Source organism: Micromonospora marincola (assembly GCF_056150385.1).
This window is the reverse complement of sequence record NZ_JAXCFT010000004.1, coordinates 349,802-369,152: the sequence shown is the minus strand read 5'-3', so window position 1 is coordinate 369,152 and position 19,351 is coordinate 349,802. Positions and strand designations below refer to the sequence as shown.

Below are 19,351 nucleotides of genomic sequence, written 5' to 3'. Positions count from 1 at the left end.
ACCCGTTCGGCGAGGTATCGTGCGCATCCTCTCGTGCGCATCGAGCCGGCCGGCGGTGACCTGTGGCTGATCAGTCGAGACGACAGGTTGAACGGACACAAGGTGCCCGCGTCAGTCGCGGGCCTGCTCGTCGCCGCCTTCGCTCCGGGCACTGTCCACTCCCTGTCGGAGCCGATCGTCACGGCGATCGGTTCGGTGCGCCGCGCGGAGCTGATCGCCGAGTGGCTCGTCGGCCACGGATACCTCGTGCGTGACGACGACACCGACGCCATCAAGACACGGCGGTGGCTGGAGTCGTGGGCCGAGCACGGATGGCGGGCCGCCGCCCGCTATCACGCGCGCACCTACGGATATCCCTTCGAGTTCTACGAGGCGGACGGCAACTCTGCCGAGGACGTGCGCCGGATGGTCGCATACAACGCGCAGCAGCCCGACGTCGATCGGGCACGGCCGCGACTGCACGACCCCAAGCGGGCGTACGTCCTGCCGGACCCCGCCCCGGAGCTGTTCTCCGCGTCCGCGTCGGCGGCGACCAGGCATGCGGTGGCGCCCCAGCCACTCGACCACGACCGCCTCGCGTCGCTGCTCGCCCTGCTGACCCGACCGGTTCGCCAAGCGCGGATGCCGTTCGAGGAGTCCGCGGACCTGCTGCGCAAGACGAGCCCCTCCGGCGGTAGCCGGCATCCCACGGAGTTCTCCGTCGTCACGCATGCCGTCGACGGAATTGACGACGGCGTCTATCAGGTCGCGACCATCGACGGGTCGCTGGACCGGATGGATCACCTCAGCGGCTCGTCGCGTCACCTGGGGGACCTGTCGGCCATCACCGAGGGCATCGGATCCTACGCGCTGATCTTTTTCAACTCCTATTTCGCGCGGAACCGCTACCGCTACCGGGAGCCGAGAACCTTCCGGACGGTGCACATGGACGTCGGGCACCTCATGGGCACCGCCGAATACCTGGGCCGCGCATACGGCTGGGCGGTTCGACACGCCCAGCACCTTGACGGCAAGAGGATCGCCGATGCCCTCGGCACCGACCACCGCGTGGAGGCAACCATCGCCGCGACCCTCGTACACGAAGCCGATCGTCCTGCAGAAAGCCGGGATTGATGTCCACCACATGGTCGCCACTCCTCGTCATCCGACCCGATGGCGATGCCGCCCTTCTCGAAGACTCCCAGTCGGTTCAGTCCGTGCGGAGCGACGCCGCCGAACTCGCCCGCCAACTCGTGTCGAACTCGCCCGAGGTCGAGGACCACGAGCTGCCCCTGTCGGTCGACCTCGATCCGATCTCGACCGACTGGGTCACGAACGGATGGCGTCCGAGTCTTGACTACTTCAACTGGTCCGAGCAGACCTCCGAAAGCGGGCGAGAGGTTCGGCACCCGGCCCGCGACGGTCAGCCACGTCCGGCGCGCCGGACGACGTCGGCTCCGCAGTGGAACTGGGCAGCGGAAGGCACTCCCCTCGACACCGACGAGATCAGCGTCGGCGACCTGCTGGTGCGACGGCGCACGACCCGCCGTTTCGCGCCGGAACCCCTTCCCCGGGAGGTCGTCGCCGGCATCTTCCGCGACTTCTCCGCGCTCCTGGAGCCCTTCGAGCCGGCCGGCTCGCTTGCGGGCGTGCGCATGGCCGGCATCGTCTACGCGATCGACGGACTCGACTCCGGCATCTGGTCTCTCGACCTCGCCGGTGAGAGAGCGGACCAGCTCGTCTCCGGCAACTTCCGCCGCGAGTTGGCCGACCTGATGTGCGGCATGCAGGCGCCCATGACGGCAAGCGCCACGGTCGTGCTGATCGTCGACTTCCCCCGGCGCCAGGAGAGGTTCCCCTACGAGCGGGCCCTGCGCGAGCTGTACATCGAGGTCGGCCGAGTCGCGCAAAAACTGATCATCGCCGCCGAGTCGCACGGCTGCGGTGCGCTGATCACTCCCGCGACAAATGACAACGTCCTCGCGGGACTGCTCAACCTCTCGGACGACGAGGCGCCGGTCTACACCATCACCTTCGGTCGGAAAACCAGCAGGAAAGGCTGACCCCAGAGAATGGCACTCACCGCCGCGGTCGTTCGGGATAGTTGGAAATGCGTCCGGTTCACGAGCCCGTTCGACGGGCTCTTCGGATCTGTTGTCGAAGCGGACGACGACGTGCTCGGCGTCGCGTGGGATCTGGACCCCGCACGGGCCGACGAGAGAGCACTGGGTGAAGCCGTCGAGCGCGCCGCGCTGCAGGAGCCGCCCCTCGCGCCGGTGCGGGCGTCCGCGACCGAGCTCGGTTCGACGGCCATCCGTCTCGACGACCGGGTGACCTTCAGCCCGGACCAGTGCTCCGCGGAGCCACTGCTCCGCCCGTTCGCGTGGGACGCGCACATGCAGAACACCTGGGTGACCATGCAGTCCCCGGACGGCGAGATGTTCGTACCCGCCGACGTCGAGCGGATGCGCGTCCACGACTCGGATCCGGCCCGCATCAAACCGATGACGTCGATCGGCGCCGCGTGCGGGGTGGACTGGGACTCCGCCCTCACCCGCGCGCTCTCGGAGGTCGTCGAACGGCACGCCGTCGCGGCGGCCGTCTACTCCGGTCGGCGCGCGGCCCGGGTCCACGCCGGTGACGACCGCTACTCCGTCCAGGACATCGCGGAGATTCTCCACGGGGCGGCCGACGTGGTCGTCGGGGTCCTGCCGGGCAGCCACTTCGGACTGCAGGTCGCCCTGTGCGCCATCGTCGGCACCCGCGACGGGTTGCCGGAGGTGGCCTTCGGATCGGCCGCCCACGCGAATGCGGCGGATGCGGTCCGCTCGGCGGCGATCGAAGCCGTCCACATCTTCCACCTCGGCTGGCGCCTCCTCCGCCGGGGCGACCCCGAAGAGCCGCCGGTGGGTATCAACACCCGCGCGCTGTGGTGGGCGCGGCACGGGCGCGCCCACCTGGGCGACTATTTCGCCGACCAGGATTCCGACGTCCAGGAGCCGTCGAGCTCGGGTGGACGCACCTGGACCGAGATCGGCGATGCCGTCTCCGCGGAGGGATTCCGCTGGGCGTACAGCGATATCACCCCGACGTGGGCCTCCGGCGCCGTGGTCGCCCGCGCGGTGGTCCCCGCCCTGCTCCACCTTCAGATCAATCCATTCCCCCTGCTCCGCGCCCCGCGGTTCCCGGCTGAGGTCGGGGCCTTTCTGCGACGCTCGGGCGGCGGGGTGAGCAATGACCACCCGTTTGTCTGAGGCCAGGGCTCAGAAGAGGTACGGGCATGTCGCGGCGTGACGGAGGCCGGCCGGTCCTTCCGACCGATCAGGGCATCGTCGTCTTCGAGGCCGGTGGATGGCGTACGTATCCCACCTTCGCCGGTGATCGGGCACGGTGGCAGCAGCACGGGTGGGGTGCGGCCTTCGACCTGGTCGACGAAGCGATGCGGACGAAGTCCTCGCCACGGACGGTCTCGATGCCCGAGGCGCTGCCCGACCCGTCGAACGCGGGAGCGGTCGTCGAGCACTACCCGCCTGTCGTCAGCGACGCACGACTGTCTCCCGCCACGCTCTTCGAAGCGGCGGGTCGGTGCTGTCGTCGGTATGCGGCGCAGGGGGTCGGGTTCCACGTCGCGGTTCTCGAAGCCGGCGAGCTGAGGTCCGGGTGGTACACGCCGAACGGGGAACTGCTGATCCCGAGACGCCGGCAGGATCTCAGTGCGGAGCTGTCCGCCTTTCTTCCGGTGGCGTACGGCCGGACGGGGTTCGACGTGCACGCGTCGATCGTCGTGACGGTGGCCGTTGATGCGGAGCGTGACGCCGCCGACAACTACATGGAGCAGCTCTGGATCGGCGGACTCGCGATGGGCGAGCTTGAGGGGTACGGCTCGGACCGGGGATGGGCCACCCGCGGGAACTACGCGGTGCTGGCCGGATTCCATGACGTCGTCGGGCTCGACCCCCGCACCCACCTGGCCGTCGGTGCGGTCTGCTGGGCGGGGCTGTGACATGGGAGCCGCGTACGCGTGGGCGTCGGGGACGACCCTGGAGAGCGAGGGCCCGGACACCATCCGGATCAGCGCGCCGGCGCTCGGCCGGTCGTGGCGTCTCGACGCGAGCCGCGTCGAACGGCTGCTGCGCCAGGTCGACGCACGGGAATTCGACGATCCGGCCGTACGGCAGTTGATCCGGCTGGGTCTCCTGGTGAAACGCGAAGCACCTGACGGCGCACCGTGGGGAGCCGTGCGTCGCTATCACGCCTGGGCCGGAATCGATCACTTCCGTGACGGAGCGGATTCGACCGGAGGTGTCCGGGAGTCGACGCTGCGCCTGTTCTCGCCGGCCGACCTGGCTGCCCTACGCGAGCCGACAATTCCCATGGGCAGCCCGGAGCGGATTCCGGAACCGTGGTCGGCGATAGTGTGGACCGCTCTCACCCGGGTGCGCGCCAATCGCCGGCGGTTGCGGGAGGCGGTGCACCCCGCCGAGCTGCTCTACAGCTACGGGGCGGCCCACGGGCTGTTGATCGTGTCGCGCGTCGATGGTCGGGTGCGGGTCACGGTCGCCGACCCCGCCTCCTACGGCGCGGGCATGCGCCTGGCGTCAAGCGATGTCGCGGCGAATCCGCGACTCGGGGTTCTCACCCCGTTCGCCATCGTGGTCTTCGGCGATCTCGTCGCCTACCGCAGACGCTATCGACACGAAAAGGCGTTCCGCGGATTTCTTGTCGACGGCGGACGGCTCAGCGCGGAGGTCGATCGCGCTCTTCGGGCGCGGGGCCTCCGCTCGACCACCCGGACGGGTTTCACCGATCCCACCCTCGTGTCGACGCTCGGCCTCCAGCCGTTCGTCCATCACCTCGCGGCGGCCTACGTCGCCGACGAGGTCGAACCCGACCGCCGGCGCGTCGAGGCCCGGGTGGCACCGTGACGAGGAGAGGTGAAGGACGAACGATGGACCGTTCCACCGGAGCGTTCGGGCTGCTTGAGCGCGTTGCCCGGGAGCTTCCCGACCGTCTCGCCCTTGTCGAGCCGGCTGCGCGTGAACTCACCTTCGCCGAGTGGTGGCACGGCTCGCTCACGCTTGCCGCACGCCTTCACGAGGCAGGGATCAGCGGGGGCATGCGTGTCGGTCTGCTGTTCGACCGCACGCACTGGATCGACCTGTGCATCGCCTACTTCGCGGTCCAACGGCTGGGCGCGGTCTGTGTCACCGTCTCGGCGGGGACGCCGGCGTCCGCCCTCGACTTCATCGCCAGGGACGCGGGCATCACCGCATGGATCGCGGCGGATCCGGCGCTCGTCACGAACCGCCCCGATGGCGATCCTTATCGCGTCTTCACGGTAGGGGATCTCCACCGCGAGCCTTGGGTTCCCCCGCCGGCGACGCCCCGCCCCGAGGAGGCCGCCGACATCCTCTACACGTCCGGCACCACCGGGCTGCCCAAGGCGGTCGTCACGCCGCACGAACTCTTCGCGGAGGTCTATGCCCATCCGCCGTCCCCGCACGGCGGCACCGGACCCCCGATCCTGCACTCCTTCCCGATCGGTACGGCGGCGGCGCTCATGATGATGTATGCCCCGTTCCAGGGAATCGACGGGCCAGGCCTCACGTATCCGATCAGCCGGGCGGTCGCGGCGCTGCCGGAGTTCACCACGGATGGCGTGTGCGAGGCGGTCGCCGAATATCAGGTGACACTGATGTTCCTGACGCCCGCCATGCTGGCCCACCTGACGAATCTCACCTCGGCGCAGCGCGGGATGCTCGCCTCCCTGGACGCGATCCACTGCGGTTCGGCGCCGCTGAATCCGGGCCACGTGGAACGGCTCGGCCGGATGCTGCCGGCGGTACGGGTCGTCAACGCGTACGGAACCACCGAGACCTGGCCCGCGATGGTGGAGACGCCTTCGGCGGGCGCCGATCCCGATGTCGTCGGGAGACCGGCGAGGGGCACCCTGATTCGGATCAGGAGCCTCGATACGGGACTCGTCGTCGGGCCGGGCATCAACGGACGGGTCGAGATGTCCTGCCCGCGCTTCCGTGGGCGTCGCTCCTACCTGCACGACGACGTGCCGTCGACGACCTTCCTCCCGGACGGCTGGACGGCGACCGGAGACATCGGCCATCTCGACGAGGAGGGCTGTCTGCATCTCAGCGACCGTGTCTCCGACGTGCTCAACGTCGGCGGCGAGAAGCTCTCGGCCCGTCCGGTGGAGATCGCACTCCTCTCGCACCCGCTTGTGGAGGCCGCAGCCGTCCTCGGGCTCCCGCACCCCAGACTTGGCGAGTACGTCGCCGCGGTCCTGGTCCTCCGACCGGACCGGATAAGCCTGGACGAGATTCGGGTGCACCTGCTGGAGCGTCTGCCGCCGAAACAGATACCGCGCCGCGTGTTCTCCATCAGGTCGATGCCCGTGACCGAGAACGGCAAGGTGCTGAAGAACGACCTGAAGAATCTGATCGCGCGCGCCGAGGGCACGCTCTCGGAGATTCGGTGAGGAGAGCGACGTGGATTCGCCCGAGGTGCTCGAAACGGTGACCAGATTCTGGCGGGAGTTGCTGGAGACGGATGCGGTGGACGTCGACCAGGACTTCATCGCGGCGGGCGGCGACTCGCTCCTCGCGGTGGAGCTGTTGGCGCGGCTGGGCGGCGACTTTCCCGACGCCGGCTTCGACGACCCGACGAACTTCGACTGGCTGACGATACGAGAGACCACCGAGCTGATTCTCGCGAGGAGATCGGCCGAGCTGTGACAGCGGCGAAGCAGATGCCCACGGCCCCAGACCGCTGCGCCGGCGAAGGACACCCGACCGGGATGCGCGCGGTGATGGGTGCCTTCGCCACGGGCGTCACCGTGGTGACATCCGGGCGGGACCTCCCGCACGGCATGACCGCCAACGCGTTCGCGTCGGTCTCGCTCGACCCGGCGATGGTGCTGGTGTGCGTGAAGCAGTCCGCCGTCATGCACACCACGATCCTGGCGAACGGCACGTTCGCGGTGTCGATCCTCGCCGCGGGCCAGGAGGCGCTGGCCCGCTACTTCGCCAACTCCAGTCGACCGCGCGACGAGCGGGAATTCCGGACCGTCGACTTCCGGCCGGGTGAGCACACCGGGTCTCCCATCATCGAGGGCAGCCTCGGCTGGGTGGAGTGCGAGCTGGCCGCCGTGCACGAGGGCGGTGACCACTCCATATTCGTTGGCTCGGTGCTCAGCCTCGGCCACGGCGACCGCACGGACGCACTGGTGTTCCACACCGGGCGCTTCGGTGTTCTAACCACGGACGGGGTTCGCTGACGACCCGCCCGGCCGCCGGCGGACCGCCGGGGCCACGACACGCCGCCGGCTCACCCGGCAGCGCGGTCGTGGCCCCGGTTCGCCGTCACGCCTTACGCAGCCAGAACGTCAGGCCGAGCGCCTCGTCGGTGAAGGCCACCGCATCTGCCCACGTCGGCCGGCCGACCGCGAAGTCGCTGGCGAGCACCTCGTCCGCTACCAGGTTCTGGTGCGCCGTCAGCGCGGTGAGCGTGTCGGCGGTCGCCTCATAGCGGAGTTCGATGCGGTCGGCGACGTCCAGGCCGGTGGACTTACGGGCCTCCTGAATCTGGCGGATCACGTCCCGCGCCAGCCCGGCGAGGCGGAGTTCCGGCGTGATGTCCAGATCCAGCGCCACCGTCGCGCCGGCGTCGTTGGCGACCGCCCATCCGGCGCGTGGAGTCTCGGTGATGACGACCTCGTCGACGCTGACGACCACGGCCTCGCCGTTGACGTCGACCGTCGCCTCGCCGTTCGCGCGAAGGGCGTTGGCCAGGGCGGTCGGTTCGGCCGTGAGAATCGCCGCGGCGACGCCCTGGACCGCCTTGCCGAACCGCTTGCCCAGGGGACGGAAGTTCGCCTTCACCGTCGTATCCACGAGCGAGCCGCTGGTGGCGGTGATCGGCGCCACCGAGACGACGTTGAGCTCCGACGCGATCTCGGCGAGGAGTTCCGCCGACAGGTCGGCGAAACCTGCCGCCGACACGACCGCGCGGGACAGCGGCTGGCGGGTCCTGATGCCGGAGTCGGCGCGGGCCGATCGGCCCAGTTCGACGAGCCGACGCACGAGAAGCATCTGTGCGGACAGCTCTGCGTCGATCAGGGACTCGTCCGCGGTGGGGTACGCGGCGAGGTGCGCGGACTCCGCGGCGTCGGGCGTGACCGGGACCACCAGGTCCTGCCACACCCGCTCGGTCACGAACGGCGTGATCGGTGCGAGAAGGAGCGTCAGGGTGGACAGCGTCTCGTGGAGGGTGGCCAGCGCGGCCGGGTCCCCCTGCCAGAAGCGCCGGCGGCTGCGGCGCACGTACCAGTTGGAGAGGTCGTCGATGAAGGTGGACAGCAACCGGCCGGCCTCATGGGTGTCGAAGCGCCCCATCGCGGCGTCCACGTCGCGTACCAGGCTGTTGAGTTCCGACAGGAGCCAGCGGTCCACAAGCGGCCGGCTGCTCGGCGCGGGATCCGAGGCCGATGGGGACCAGCCGGCGGCCCGGCCGTACAACGCCTGGAAGGACACGGTGTTCCAGTAGGTCAGGAGCGTCTTGCGGACGACCTCCTGAAGGGTGTTGTGTCCGACGCGCCGGGCCGACCACGGTGAGCCCACAGCGGCCATGAACCAGCGCACCGCGTCGGCGCCGTGCTCGTCCATGAGCGGGATGGGTTCGAGGATGTTGCCCAGGTGCTTGGACATCTTGCGGCCGTCCTCGGCGAGGATGTGCCCCAGGCAGACAACCGTCTCATAGGCCGACCTGTCGAAGATCAGGGTGCCGACCGCCATGAGGGTGTAGAACCATCCGCGCGTCTGGTCGATCGCCTCGGAGATGAAGTTCGCGGGATACCGCTTCTCGAAGAGTTCGACATTCTTGTGCGGATACCCGAACTGCGCGAAGGGCATCGAGCCCGAGTCGTACCACGCGTCGATGACCTCCGGGACCCGCCGCGCGTCGGCGCCGCACCGGCAGGCGAACGTGATGTCATCGATGTAGGGCCGGTGCGGATCCAGGTCGGACAGGTCCGTTCCGGTCAGCTCGCTGAGTTCGGCCAACGAGCCGACGCAGGTCAGGTGGTCGTCCGCGCAGCGCCAGATCGGCAACGGCGTGCCCCAGTATCGGCTCCGGGACAACGCCCAGTCGACGTTGTTGTTCAGCCAGTCCCCGTACCGGCCGTACTTGATGTTCTGCGGCTGCCAGGTGGTGGCGTCGTTCTCGCGCAGGAGCGCCTCACGGATCGCCGTGGTGCGGATGTACCAGGACGGCTGGGCGTAGTACAAGAGCGCCGTGTGACAACGCCAGCAGTGTGGGTAGCTGTGCTCGTACGGCTCCTGGCGGAAGAGCAGTCCCCGCTCGGCGAGATCCGCCACCAGGACGGCGTCGGCGGTCTTGAAGAAGGCGCCGCCGACGAGCGCGAGTTCGGGCTGGAACGTGCCGTCCGGGCGGATCGGGTTGACCATCGGAAGGTCGTACGCCCGGCACGCGGCCAGGTCGTCCGCGCCGAACGCCGGCGCCTGGTGCACCAGACCGGTGCCGTCTTCGGTGGTCACGTACGTGCCGAGGATGACGAAGTTCGCATCCTCGACCTGGACCAGTTCGAACGGTCGCTGATAGGTCCAGCGCTCAAGGTCCTTGCCGCTGAAGGAGTCGCCGACGACTGTCCATCCGTCGCCGAGGGCAGCGCCGACAAGCGCCTCCGCGACGACGAGTTTCTCCTGGCCGTCGGTCGCCACGACGTAGGTGACATCGGGATTGACCGCCACCGCGACGTTTGACACCAGGGTCCAGGGAGTCGTCGTCCACACGAGCAGGGAAGCCTGGCCGGCCAGCGGTCCCGAGGTGAGGGGGAACCGCACGAACACCGACGGGTCGGTGACCGTCTCGTACCCCTGGGCGAGTTCGTGGTCGGAGAGGCCGGTCCCGCAACGCGGGCACCACGGCGCCACCCGGAAGTCCTCGACCAGCAGCCCTTTGTCGAAGATCCGCTTGAGTGACCACCACACCGACTCGATATATTCCGGATCCATCGTCCGGTAGGCGTCGTCCATGTCTACCCAGTAGCCCATGCGTTCGGTCAGCCGGGCGAACTCATCGGTGTGCCGGGTCACCGATTCGCGGCACCTGGCGTTGAACTCGGCGATGCCGAAGGCCTCGATGTCGCGTTTACCGGAGAAACCCAGTTCGCGCTCGACTGCCAGCTCGACCGGCAGTCCGTGGCAGTCCCAACCAGCCTTCCGCGCGACGTGGAAGCCCTTCATGGTCTGGTAACGGGGAAAGACGTCCTTGAACACTCTGGCTTCGATGTGGTGCGCCCCGGGCTTGCCATTCGCCGTGGGCGGCCCTTCGTAGAAGACCCATTCCGGCCGACCCTGAGATCTTTCCAGGCTGAGGGCAAAGACCTTGCGATCACGCCAGAATTCGAGGATGCCGTGATCAATTTCCGGAAAGTTCGCCTGCGCGGGAACAGGGCGGTACATGGATCCTCCAACGAAGCGGTTACCGAACTTCGGTGGAGGGACGAGGCCGGAGCCCCGCGGTACCACCCTCCTTGGCCACAGGTGCGGCCCTCTCATTGAGTTGCGGTCGGGTCTACTCGGCGCGACGCCTTTCTTCCGACGGCTCCGGGGTGATCTTCCCACTGCGCACGCCCCCGAGCTTCCACCATCCCCGGGTCTCTCCTGGCTGCGTGCAGTGGTACTCGTCCCTTTCGACGCCTTTCCGGGCCAGTGTAGCCCACCGCCCCTCGATCGGCCCCCGCCGCCAGATGCGGTAGGCCCGGCGCACCTGGCGTCCACAGCGGAGTCCGGAGGGCCACCCGCACACCCTCGTGAACCACCCCCCGGAACGATATGATCGACGCCGATCAGTAAGTAATCAGTCGACGGGGCCGAGGTGATTGCTTTTGTTCACGCCAGCTCAGTTGGGTCTGGATGATCCCACTCGATACGTCGAGGCGGAAGAACGGTTCTCCCGCGCCGCTGCGGAATGCGGCGCGTCCGCGGATGTCGTGGGTGAAGGGAGAGCGCTGCTCAACACGGCGTGGGCGGTGGAGAAACAGGGCAGGGGGGCGGACGCGATCAAGCTGGCGGAAACAGCCAGATCACTGCTCCGAGACTCGGGCGATCTCTCGACCCTCGCCGAATGTTGCCACTCCCTCGGCGTATGGCGATTTCACCATTTCGACGAGGACCCGCCCGTCGACGAGTTCGGCGAAGCCATTCACGCACGCCTGCGCGTCGGAGACCTCATGGCCGCCGCCCAGTCGTGGCACAACCTGGGATACGTCCAACTGATCTCCGGTGACGTCGCCGACGCCTCGTCCTCCTACGAGCGCGCGACGGACCTCATCGACCAGATCCGCGCCGGCAGCGACACCGAACGCGGAGCCAAGGCGTTCCGCCAGCTCGGTTTCATCCTGTCGCATCAGGCTTTCGCCGCCGCACGTCACGACGCGGCCCGAACCGCCCTACAGGTGACGAAGAGGTACTTCGATCACGTCCGGCTCACCGGAGCCCACCGCGAGCCGGTCTACGCCTACCTCGCGCCCGGCATCGCCCTCGCCGCCTCCCACGACGTGCCCGAAGACGAGGCGAACGCGCTCGAAGCACTTGTCGGCATCGGTCCGGACCCGGAGTTGTGGCTGCGCGCCGCCGTGCGCCAGGCGACAGACGCGATGACGTCCCACGCGGACACGGGCACCGGCCGGCACGCCTACCTGGGTGCCCGGATCCTCGCGCTGACGGAGCTGGCGCGTTGGCTTCACACGGCCGGCCGTCGCGACGAGGCAGACGAACTGGTGGCTCTTGCCGTGAATCTGTCGGTCGCACGGGGATGGCACGGCGAAGCAGCGCGATCGGCCCGCGTCACCGGAGGACCCTGTTGACAGCCCCGCCGACCACCGACTTCGCCATCGCCGGATGCACGGTCGTTGATCCGGAGTCCGGCACCACCGCCCGCCGCCCGTTGTCGATCACCTCTGGAACAGTCAGCACAGGCACCACGGCGGATTCTGATCTCCCGCGTCTCGACGGCACCGGCCTGTTCGCCGTACCCGGCCTCATCGACATGCACGTCCATGCGACAAGCGACGCTCACGGTAGGACCGCGTCGAGTTGGTCGGACATCTCGACAACCACGATGACACTCACGGCCGTCGCCAATCTGGCGACCGCGCTGCGGAGCGGGATCACCACGGTTCGCGACCTGGGTGCGCCGCGTGACCTCGGATACTCCATCCGCAAGGCCTGGGCCAGGCACCTGTTCGTCGGCGCCAGGCCATTCGTCGCCGGCCCGGTCATCACCGCCGTCGGCGGGCACGGAAGCTGGCTCGGGGTCGAGTCCGAAGGACCCGGATCCATCGGCGCGCTCGTGCGTCGAAACGCCGCCGACGGGGCAGACGTGATCAAGCTGATGATGCGGAGCGCGGCGCGCCGGATGGAGCTGCGGCCGGAGGAGCTGCGGGAGGCGATCGCCGAGGCCCGTTGGTTGGGCGTTCCCGTGGCCGTGCACGCGAACTTCTCCGAGCGTTCGATCGACGCGGCGGTGGAAGCCGGCTGCGACACCCTGGAGCACGGCTTCGCGATATCGGAGGCCACCGCCGGCGCGATGTCGAAGCAGGGCACCGCCCTCTGCTTCACAGGTGTCGCCCTCCAGTCGATCGTCAGGCAGCCGCAGCTCTGGATCCGACAGGGCGGCAGAGAGCTGGTGGAGCGGGCCGTCCGCCAGCTCCCCGAGGCACGGCGCAGTTTCGAGCGAGCTGTGGCGGCAGGTGTCACCCTCATCGCCGGGACGGACGCCGGAGTCGCAGGCGTGGGCTTCGACTCGTTGCCGGCCGAACTCGAAACCATGGTGGAGTGGGGCGCCTCCCCGCACCAGGCGCTCGCCTCGGCCACCTGCGGGGCGGCAGAGGCCCTCCGTCGCCCGGAGCTGGGGTCCCTGCGGGACGGCGCGGTGGCCGACGTCGTTCTGCTGCGCGCGGATCCGCTCGTCGACATCTCCGCGTGCAGAGACGTCGAGGCCGTGATCCAGGGCGGTCGTCTCATTCGGATGGACACACCGTCGCGGCTCCAGGGAGTTCCGATGTCCGCCGCGCCGGGAACGGTGCTTCCGCCCATCGGGTCGAAGCGATGAGGCGCTGGGTTCCCGCGGCGGGATGGACCATCGAGCCGCACCACGACGGCCTCGCGCTGACCCACAGCGGGCGCAGGATGGTGGTCCGCATGCCACCCGACGTCGGCCGCGAGATCCTCACCGCCGTCAGCGGGCCGGCGGCTGCCCGGGACCTCTCCCGGGCAGCCTGCGACGAGCTGGCCACACTCGACGCCCGTGGCGTCCTCGCCGCGGAGGTCGTCCGCGCCGAGCAGGTCCTCGCCCGGCATGAACCGGGTGCCCGTCGAGTGCGCCACTCCCCTGCGTACCCGTGGACCCGACCGGTCCGGGCCCGGCCCGCGACCCACATGCGCTTCGGCCCCGACGGGCCTGAACTCGCCGGCGGTGGTTCGGCGGATCGCGTCGTCCTGACCTCGACGTGGGCCGTCGAGTTCGCCGCGCGGCTGATCGCCCGGGCGGAGGTCGAGGTGGACGCCGATCCGGAGAACGAACTGCTGGAGCTGATGAACCGGGCCGGCCTGCTGGCCACCGAGCGGAACCCGCACCCGGAGGAGTGGGAGTTCCACGACTCGGTCTTCCACGGGGCGACGCGCCTGGACACGAGTTTCGGGTTGTACGGCGCCAAGACCGGAACGGCGCACTGGGAGATCGAGAATCCGGTGCGGCGCCCGCTGACGGCGGAGCGCATCGCCCTCAGCCATGACGATCGCCCGGGGGCGGGCATGACGCTACGGGAGGCGATCGCCGCCAGGTCGACGCTGCGCGACCATGGTGGTACGCCCATCGGGCGCGCGGAGATAAGCGCCGTTCTCGACGCGTCGCTCCGGGTTCGTCGGCTGGAACGCACGGTCGCGAGTGAGCGGGCGTGGCGCTCGGTGCCGACCGGTGGGGCGCTGTCCGGGCTGTCCGCTGTCGTCATCGCGGCCTCCGTCCATGACCTGGCCCGTGGCGCATACGAGTACGACGCGGTGAGCCATGATCTGGCGCCGGCGTCGGGACCTGCGCCGGCGATTGCCGGCTGGTTGGGTCTCGCCCAGCGTCTGACGGGGATCCCGCACACGTCGATTCAGGCGATGGTGCTGTTCGTGCTCGACTACGACCGCCCCGCCCGTTCCTACGACTCCATCGTCTACGCCACGGCGTTGAAGGAGGTCGGTGCTGCCCTTCAGGCCATGGCGCTGGTAGGCGTCGATCGTGGGCTCTCCTTCTGCCCGATGGGTGGTGGCTTCGCCACGACGGCGGGCCTGGGAGAGGGCATCCGGACCGCCCCCGTCATCGGCGAGGCGGTGCTGGGGCGACCGGAGGTCCTACCCTGACGACCCTCCCAGCGGCGACGAGGCGGACGATGCCAGCCCGGACCGGGTTGCCGAGCGCCGGGCCGGTCATCCTCAGCCCGTTCCGAGGGTGGCGGCGAGGTCGGTGAGCGTCGTCGGGGCGCGCGGGTCGCGGACGACCTGAAGGAGTACGCGCTGACCGGCCGGTCGGTGGCGGATCTCGGCCGGTGCGATGCGGTCGACTGCGGTCAGGGTGCGGCCGGCGTTGACCGGGTCGTCGGCGTGGAGGTGGGCGCGGGCGGCGTCGACCAGATGAGCGGCGCGGTGTTCGGTGGGCAGCCACCGCCAGCCGTCGCGGGTGGTGACCTTCTCGTGCCGGGTGATGGCCTGTCGGGTGTCGCCAAGTTCCGCGGTGGTGACGATCCGGGCCAGCTCCACCGCCGTGGGTCCGAATCCGGTCCGGTGATGGTCGTGGCCGTCGCCCACCCGTACGGCCATCTCGGCGGCCTCGACGAGCAGCGTCGTCGTCGTGCGGTCGTCGCCGTCGCGGGAGGCGGCCAGGGCGGCCTGGACGAGCAGGGTTCCGCACAGGGACAGCTCGTGCGGGGTGCCGTCCTCGATCACCGGCGGGGCGATCCGGTAGGCGGCGGCAAGCATCGCCGACGTCGCCAGTCTCGCCCGTCCCGACTCGCGCAGGACCGGGCCGAGCTGCACGGCGGCGGCAGCCACCGAGAGCCGGTCGCCGGTGGCGGCGATCATCGCCCGGTCGACGGCCAACCACGCCACATCGACCGCGCCGAGCTTCATCAGCAGCGACGCCGTCACCCGGTACGCCTCCACCAACAACGCGCGACCCGCCCCGGGTTCCTGGGCATGGGTGCGCTGCGCGTCGGCCAGCAACCGCGGCACCAGGTCGACCACCTGCGGATACCTGGCGTACTGGAAAGTGCGCCACACGTGCCCGACCTCCCCCGACAGCGCCTCGGCCGACAGCACCGGGTCACGGCCGACCGGGCGGCCCAGGGCGATCTCGTACGTCGACAGCGCCGTGCGGATCCGCTCCACCCCCTCGACGCGCTCGATCACCCCGGCCGGCTGGGCGTGGCGGCCGAGCAGCACCGCCGTGTCGATCCGCAGGGCGGCGGCGATCTCCCGAAGGGTCGACAGCCGGTCCAGCGACCGGACACCCCGCTCGACCTTGTCCACCCAACTCTTCGACTTGCCCAGCCGATCGGCGAGCATCTGCTGGGACAGCTTGCGCCGGCCACGCCAGTACGCCACCCGCCGGCCGACCGGCAGCAGGTCACTGCTGTCCACGGCGCCACCGCCGGTCCGGCACCGCCCGAGTCGTCTCCTCCGCCGGTATCCGATCCTCCTCGGCCTGCTGGAGAAGCCGCCGCCGCGCGGCCTCCCGCTCGGCCTCCTGGATCTCCTCGCCTCGGCTCCCCGACGGGGTCTTCTCGCTCATCCCTACCTCCGCTGGCAGGGGCACGACGGCATGCTCGGCAGGGACCGGCACCGCCGCGCCCGACTCCAGGCGGGTCACACTCCGGCGACAACCGTGACCGAACGTGATCTGCCCTGGTCAAAGCATTGAACGAGCAGGGGTGACGTTCCAGGAAGCGCGCGTCCGGTCACGCGTCCATGGACGCGGACAGGCTGCGGACAAGAGCGGACAACCGGCTGGACCGGTTCCGAACAGCGATGGACCGCGCCCGCTCCACCGACTCGAAGGCGCCGTCCCGCGCGCCGACAGCGAGTTGGGCACCGGCCAGATGGCACACGTAGGTGCCGGTCCAGTCCGCCGAAGCCGAGTCGGCTTCCAAACCGTCCAGGCCGGCGGTCAACAATTCCACCGCCTGCTCGTGCTGCCCCAACACCGCCCGCGTGGTCCCGGCCTCCAGGTCGAAGAACGCCCGATCCCGGTAGTAGTCCCACGGCGGTATCTCGCCCCTGTACTCCAACGCGGCAATCGCCCGTTCGTCGGCCGCCACCGTCGTGTTGATCGCCGCGCGCTGGTCACCGGCCAGGACGTACGCCCGGGCCAGTTGATAGTGGTCGTAGGCAAGCTGCCCAGGGGACATGCCCGGCCGGGTCAACGCCGCTCGGGTCACGCCCAGCAGGGCAGCGATGTCCCCCGTCTGCCCGGCCAGGTCAGCACGGAAGGACAGCACCGTTCCCAGCAGGGCATCATGCCCGCTCTCCACGGTCCACTCCAACGCCTGGTTCAACCAGTGCCGCGACCAGCTGTAGTCACCGGCGGCGATGCCCAACCAACCGGCGAACTGCGCCCACTGCGCAGCCTGGTCGACCAATCTGCCGCGCAGGTCGTCATGCGCCTCACCGGCCAGATGACTCACCAGATCCAGGTTGGCCTGCACCGCCGGCACCACAGCGGCGGCACCCAGGACATCGTCCAGACGCCGTTGGCTGGCCAGCAGATCCGCGAGCGCGTCGACCGTGGCCGGATCGGTCCGTGTCGGATGACGAACGGCGAACGCAATGCGATCAGCGCCATCGGCCGGCAACTCAGGCGGCTCCGCCAAGGTGATCAACCGACCGCCAGCGCCGAGAGCGTCATCCAGGCGTTTCGCCACGTCACCGCTCGGCTGCCGCCGCCCGGCCTCCAGATCATGAAGCTGACTCTTGCTCTGATACACCACATGCGCCAGGGCGCGAAGCGAGATCCGCGCCCCCGTGCGCAACCGGCGAAGCTCCGCTCCGAAGCGCGGATCAGCAATGGGCGACATGGCGTACTCCCAGATAGCGGGCTGGGCCGGCGGTCCCGCTGATCTGATCCCCACGGGTCGCCACATCGGACGGTACACCTGTCCACCACGCTATGTAATGCCACGAGCCCGTCTCGGCCACGGGAGGTATATCCGCTGGCAGCGGCTGCGGGCCGCGGCACGAGTGGAACGCTATGGACGTCAAAAGCGCTCCGAGACGTCCATACCGTTCCACCCATGGCCGGCGTGCGGCACGAGTGGAACGGTATGGGCGTCTGCGGCACGCAGCCGCCAGCGGGACGACGAAAGCTGGGTCAGGCGCGGGTGCGCTGCCGCAGCCGGGTCGAGACGACCGCGCCGACCGTCATGAGGACCGCGACCACAAGCGACGGCAGGGCGTCGGGCCGGCGCAGCAACTCCCCCGCCGACTCGATGTTGCCCAGTTGGTGAAGCGTGCCCAGCAGGAGGGTCGGCGCGACGGCGATCAGCAGCCGCTGGTCGGCCGTCGCCACCCAGAGGAAGACGGCCAATCCGACGATCACCAGGGCGGCGGCGCCGATCCGGGCGCCCGTGTCGACCATGCGGAGGCCGTCGGCGGAGATCAGGTGCAGGGCGAGGATGCCGGCGGTGACCAGGACGGCGTTGCCCCGGGGCGCCGGCGGCACGTCCGCCGGACGACGCAGGCCCGCCACGATCAGGGGCGCGGCGACGACCGGCGCCCACCACTGCGGCAGGCCGTTGAGGAAGAGGTACGGGGAGATCACGGTCGGCACCACCGCCGCGGCCACCACCAGGACGGCAGCGGTGCGGGTGCGGCCCGCGACGAGCGCCACTAGCGCGGCGCCCACCATGACCTCGTGGACGCCCTGGTCCCGGAGGGCGGTCAGGGGGTCCGAGAGCCCACCGAACTGGAACGCCTCGACCAGGTCGTCCAGGCCGATGAGCGCGCCGAGTGCCAGCACCGCCATGGCGCCCAGGTGGATGCCCTGCCAGAGCAGCACGGCGGTGGGCCGGGGCGCGGCGTTGCCGCCGTGTACCCGTAGGGCGCCCCGGATCAGCGAGGCCGTCTCCCGGACGCTTGGCCAGCGGCGGGTGGTCGGTTCGTCGCCGATAAGCGTGTCGATCAGTTCGTCGGCGCGTTCGCGCCGGTAACCGGCCGGATAGGCCCGCAGCAGCATCCGGTAGCGCTTCTCCAGAACATCGGAACTCATGCTGGTCTGATCCTCGCGGTAGAAGGTTGCCGGGTGCTTCCCTGCGGTAAGCCCCGGTGCGGCAGGCGGTCCATGACCACCCGGGCGGCCCGGGCGAGCCGGTCGGCTTCCTCGGCGAGCAGGCGGTAGCCCTCGTCGGTGAGCCGGTAGTAGCGACGGGCGCGCCCGTTGACGATCTCCTCACCGTCGGCGGTGACGAGGCCCTCGCCGAGCAGCCGGTCGATCACCGAGTAGAGCGAGCCGGCGGCGAGGGTCACCCGTCCGTCCGACAGCTCGGTGACCCGCTTGATCACGGCATAGCCGTGGAGCGGGCCACCGAGCAGGGCAGCAAGAACGAAGTACGACGGTTCCCGCAGCGCGGGACGCGAGGTTGATCGCATGAGCTGAATATACAAGCAACATGAGTATCTGGCCAAGGTGGCCCGCTCCGGCCCACCGCGTCAGCGCAGGACGCTCGCCACGACGTTGTGCACCTCTTCGACCGGCGGATCGCCGCGGTGCTCGGTGAACAGGAGCTGCACGGCGCCGATCAGGGTCGGCGCGAGCACCCGCACGTCCGCGTCGGCGGCGATCCGGCCGAGGTCGCGCTCGGCCGCCAGATAACCGGCCACCGCGGCGACCGCCTCGCCCACCAGGGGAAACCGGGCGGTGCCGGCCGCGCGCAGGCGGTTGCGCAGCTCGTCGCGGGCGATGGTGAGCGCGATGATCGCGGACATGACCGGCTCGAAGAGTTCGAACATCACGTCGGTGAGGTTGCCGGCGACCGTCCCCGTCCCGGCCGCGTCGCGGAGTGCGACACCTTTCGCCTCCACCCGCGCGATGCGGTCGAGCACCAGATCGACCAGGAACGCGTCGAAGTCGGCGAAGTGCCGATGCAGCACGCCCTTGGCGACTCCTGCCTCGTCGGTGATCGCGCGGCTGGTCAACGCCGTGACGCCGCCGCGGATGAGGACCCGCACGGCCGCGTCGAACAGTTGCTGGCGCGGATCGCGCAGAGCTACGCCGGTCGGCATGGAAGGCTCCCGCTTCG

Annotated in this window: 18 protein-coding genes; 11 read left to right on the top strand and 7 right to left on the bottom strand. The window is 69.8% G+C overall.

The genetic code is table 11. The features are described 5' to 3' along the window. The first annotated feature begins 33 nt into the window (after window positions 1-33). Genes SM450_RS12940 through SM450_RS12905 form a run of 8 tightly spaced genes read left to right on the top strand, consistent with a single transcriptional unit; the run spans window position 34 to window position 7,270 of the window. Window positions 34-1,113 (top strand): nitroreductase family protein, encoded by a 1,080-nt coding sequence (locus tag SM450_RS12940; RefSeq protein WP_474619954.1) that lies wholly within the window; start codon window positions 34-36, stop codon window positions 1,111-1,113. Next, window positions 1,113-2,042 (top strand): nitroreductase family protein, encoded by a 930-nt coding sequence (locus tag SM450_RS12935; protein WP_474619953.1) that lies wholly within the window; start codon window positions 1,113-1,115, stop codon window positions 2,040-2,042. The genes SM450_RS12940 and SM450_RS12935 overlap by 1 nt, the downstream gene beginning before the upstream one ends. A 9-nt stretch (window positions 2,043-2,051) precedes the next feature. Then, on the top strand, window positions 2,052-3,233 hold the full coding sequence (locus SM450_RS12930) for a YcaO-like family protein (RefSeq protein WP_474619952.1): 1,182 nt from the start codon (window positions 2,052-2,054) through the stop codon (window positions 3,231-3,233). 26 nt (window positions 3,234-3,259) lie between these two features. After that, window positions 3,260-3,982 (top strand): hypothetical protein, encoded by a 723-nt coding sequence (locus tag SM450_RS12925; RefSeq protein ID WP_474619951.1) that lies wholly within the window; start codon window positions 3,260-3,262, stop codon window positions 3,980-3,982. Between the two features lies 1 nt (window position 3,983). Beyond that, window positions 3,984-4,904 (top strand): hypothetical protein, encoded by a 921-nt coding sequence (locus tag SM450_RS12920; protein ID WP_474619950.1) that lies wholly within the window; start codon window positions 3,984-3,986, stop codon window positions 4,902-4,904. Between the two features lie 23 nt (window positions 4,905-4,927). Further along, a complete protein-coding gene (locus SM450_RS12915; protein WP_474619949.1) occupies window positions 4,928-6,472 on the top strand; it encodes a class I adenylate-forming enzyme family protein in 1,545 nt (514 codons plus the stop codon). Between the two features lie 10 nt (window positions 6,473-6,482). Beyond that, on the top strand, window positions 6,483-6,728 hold the full coding sequence (locus SM450_RS12910) for a phosphopantetheine-binding protein (protein ID WP_474619948.1): 246 nt from the start codon (window positions 6,483-6,485) through the stop codon (window positions 6,726-6,728). Between the two features lie 14 nt (window positions 6,729-6,742). Next, window positions 6,743-7,270 carry a flavin reductase family protein gene (locus tag SM450_RS12905; protein WP_474619947.1) on the top strand — a complete coding sequence of 176 codons (528 nt, stop codon included), beginning with the start codon at window positions 6,743-6,745 and terminating at the stop codon, window positions 7,268-7,270. Window positions 7,271-7,355: 85 nt separating this feature from the next. On the opposite strand, the gene ileS is transcribed toward SM450_RS12905, so the two are convergent. Beyond that, window positions 7,356-10,475, bottom strand: coding sequence for an isoleucine--tRNA ligase (ileS, locus tag SM450_RS12900; protein WP_474619946.1), 3,120 nt, complete (start codon window positions 10,473-10,475; stop codon window positions 7,356-7,358). A gap of 425 nt (window positions 10,476-10,900) precedes the next feature. On the opposite strand from ileS, the gene SM450_RS12895 reads away from it, so the two are divergent. The 3 genes from SM450_RS12895 (at window position 10,901) to SM450_RS12885 (ending at window position 14,423) form a co-directional block, all read left to right on the top strand. Further along, window positions 10,901-11,881 (top strand): hypothetical protein, encoded by a 981-nt coding sequence (locus SM450_RS12895; RefSeq protein WP_474619945.1) that lies wholly within the window; start codon window positions 10,901-10,903, stop codon window positions 11,879-11,881. Further along, window positions 11,878-13,128: an amidohydrolase family protein gene (locus SM450_RS12890; protein WP_474619944.1), complete on the top strand. Its 1,251-nt coding sequence runs from the start codon at window positions 11,878-11,880 to the stop codon at window positions 13,126-13,128. The genes SM450_RS12895 and SM450_RS12890 overlap by 4 nt, the downstream gene beginning before the upstream one ends. Before the next feature lie 89 nt (window positions 13,129-13,217). Then, window positions 13,218-14,423 (top strand): nitroreductase family protein, encoded by a 1,206-nt coding sequence (locus tag SM450_RS12885; protein WP_474619943.1) that lies wholly within the window; start codon window positions 13,218-13,220, stop codon window positions 14,421-14,423. Window positions 14,424-14,495: 72 nt separating this feature from the next. Here SM450_RS12885 and SM450_RS12880 read toward each other — a convergent pair whose 3' ends face one another. From SM450_RS12880 to SM450_RS12855, 6 genes are all read right to left on the bottom strand, one after another. Beyond that, window positions 14,496-15,698, bottom strand: a complete 1,203-nt coding sequence (locus tag SM450_RS12880; protein ID WP_474619942.1) for a helix-turn-helix domain-containing protein — start codon at window positions 15,696-15,698, stop codon at window positions 14,496-14,498. Further along, window positions 15,685-15,849 (bottom strand): hypothetical protein, encoded by a 165-nt coding sequence (locus SM450_RS12875; RefSeq protein WP_474619941.1) that lies wholly within the window; start codon window positions 15,847-15,849, stop codon window positions 15,685-15,687. Before SM450_RS12875 ends, SM450_RS12880 begins: the two co-directional genes overlap by 14 nt. A gap of 166 nt (window positions 15,850-16,015) precedes the next feature. Continuing rightward, window positions 16,016-17,131 (bottom strand): helix-turn-helix domain-containing protein, encoded by a 1,116-nt coding sequence (locus SM450_RS12870; RefSeq protein WP_474619940.1) that lies wholly within the window; start codon window positions 17,129-17,131, stop codon window positions 16,016-16,018. Between the two features lie 293 nt (window positions 17,132-17,424). Then, window positions 17,425-18,321 carry a hypothetical protein gene (locus SM450_RS12865; protein WP_474619939.1) on the bottom strand — a complete coding sequence of 299 codons (897 nt, stop codon included), beginning with the start codon at window positions 18,319-18,321 and terminating at the stop codon, window positions 17,425-17,427. Next, on the bottom strand, window positions 18,318-18,701 hold the full coding sequence (locus tag SM450_RS12860; RefSeq protein ID WP_474619938.1) for a PadR family transcriptional regulator: 384 nt from the start codon (window positions 18,699-18,701) through the stop codon (window positions 18,318-18,320). Before SM450_RS12860 ends, SM450_RS12865 begins: the two co-directional genes overlap by 4 nt. Before the next feature lie 60 nt (window positions 18,702-18,761). Then, on the bottom strand, window positions 18,762-19,334 hold the full coding sequence (locus tag SM450_RS12855; RefSeq protein ID WP_474619937.1) for a TetR/AcrR family transcriptional regulator: 573 nt from the start codon (window positions 19,332-19,334) through the stop codon (window positions 18,762-18,764). Window positions 19,335-19,351: the final 17 nt, after the last annotated feature.

Bases quoted from the DNA above. Each gene is read 5' to 3' on its own strand.
- SM450_RS12935 (WP_474619953.1), top strand. From the start codon at position 1,113: ATGTCCACCACATGGTCGCCACTCCTCGTCATCCGACCCGATGGCGAT.
- SM450_RS12930 (WP_474619952.1), top strand. From the start codon at position 2,052: ATGGCACTCACCGCCGCGGTCGTTCGGGATAGTTGGAAATGCGTCCGG.
- SM450_RS12925 (WP_474619951.1), top strand. From the start codon at position 3,260: ATGTCGCGGCGTGACGGAGGCCGGCCGGTCCTTCCGACCGATCAGGGC.
- SM450_RS12920 (WP_474619950.1), top strand. From the start codon at position 3,984: ATGGGAGCCGCGTACGCGTGGGCGTCGGGGACGACCCTGGAGAGCGAG.
- SM450_RS12915 (WP_474619949.1), top strand. From the start codon at position 4,928: ATGGACCGTTCCACCGGAGCGTTCGGGCTGCTTGAGCGCGTTGCCCGG.
- SM450_RS12905 (WP_474619947.1), top strand. From the start codon at position 6,743: ATGCCCACGGCCCCAGACCGCTGCGCCGGCGAAGGACACCCGACCGGG.
- ileS (WP_474619946.1), bottom strand. From the start codon at position 10,475: ATGTACCGCCCTGTTCCCGCGCAGGCGAACTTTCCGGAAATTGATCAC.
- SM450_RS12885 (WP_474619943.1), top strand. From the start codon at position 13,218: ATGCCACCCGACGTCGGCCGCGAGATCCTCACCGCCGTCAGCGGGCCG.
- SM450_RS12875 (WP_474619941.1), bottom strand. From the start codon at position 15,849: ATGAGCGAGAAGACCCCGTCGGGGAGCCGAGGCGAGGAGATCCAGGAG.
- SM450_RS12870 (WP_474619940.1), bottom strand. From the start codon at position 17,131: ATGTCGCCCATTGCTGATCCGCGCTTCGGAGCGGAGCTTCGCCGGTTG.
- SM450_RS12865 (WP_474619939.1), bottom strand. From the start codon at position 18,321: ATGAGTTCCGATGTTCTGGAGAAGCGCTACCGGATGCTGCTGCGGGCC.
- SM450_RS12860 (WP_474619938.1), bottom strand. From the start codon at position 18,701: ATGCGATCAACCTCGCGTCCCGCGCTGCGGGAACCGTCGTACTTCGTT.
- SM450_RS12855 (WP_474619937.1), bottom strand. From the start codon at position 19,334: ATGCCGACCGGCGTAGCTCTGCGCGATCCGCGCCAGCAACTGTTCGAC.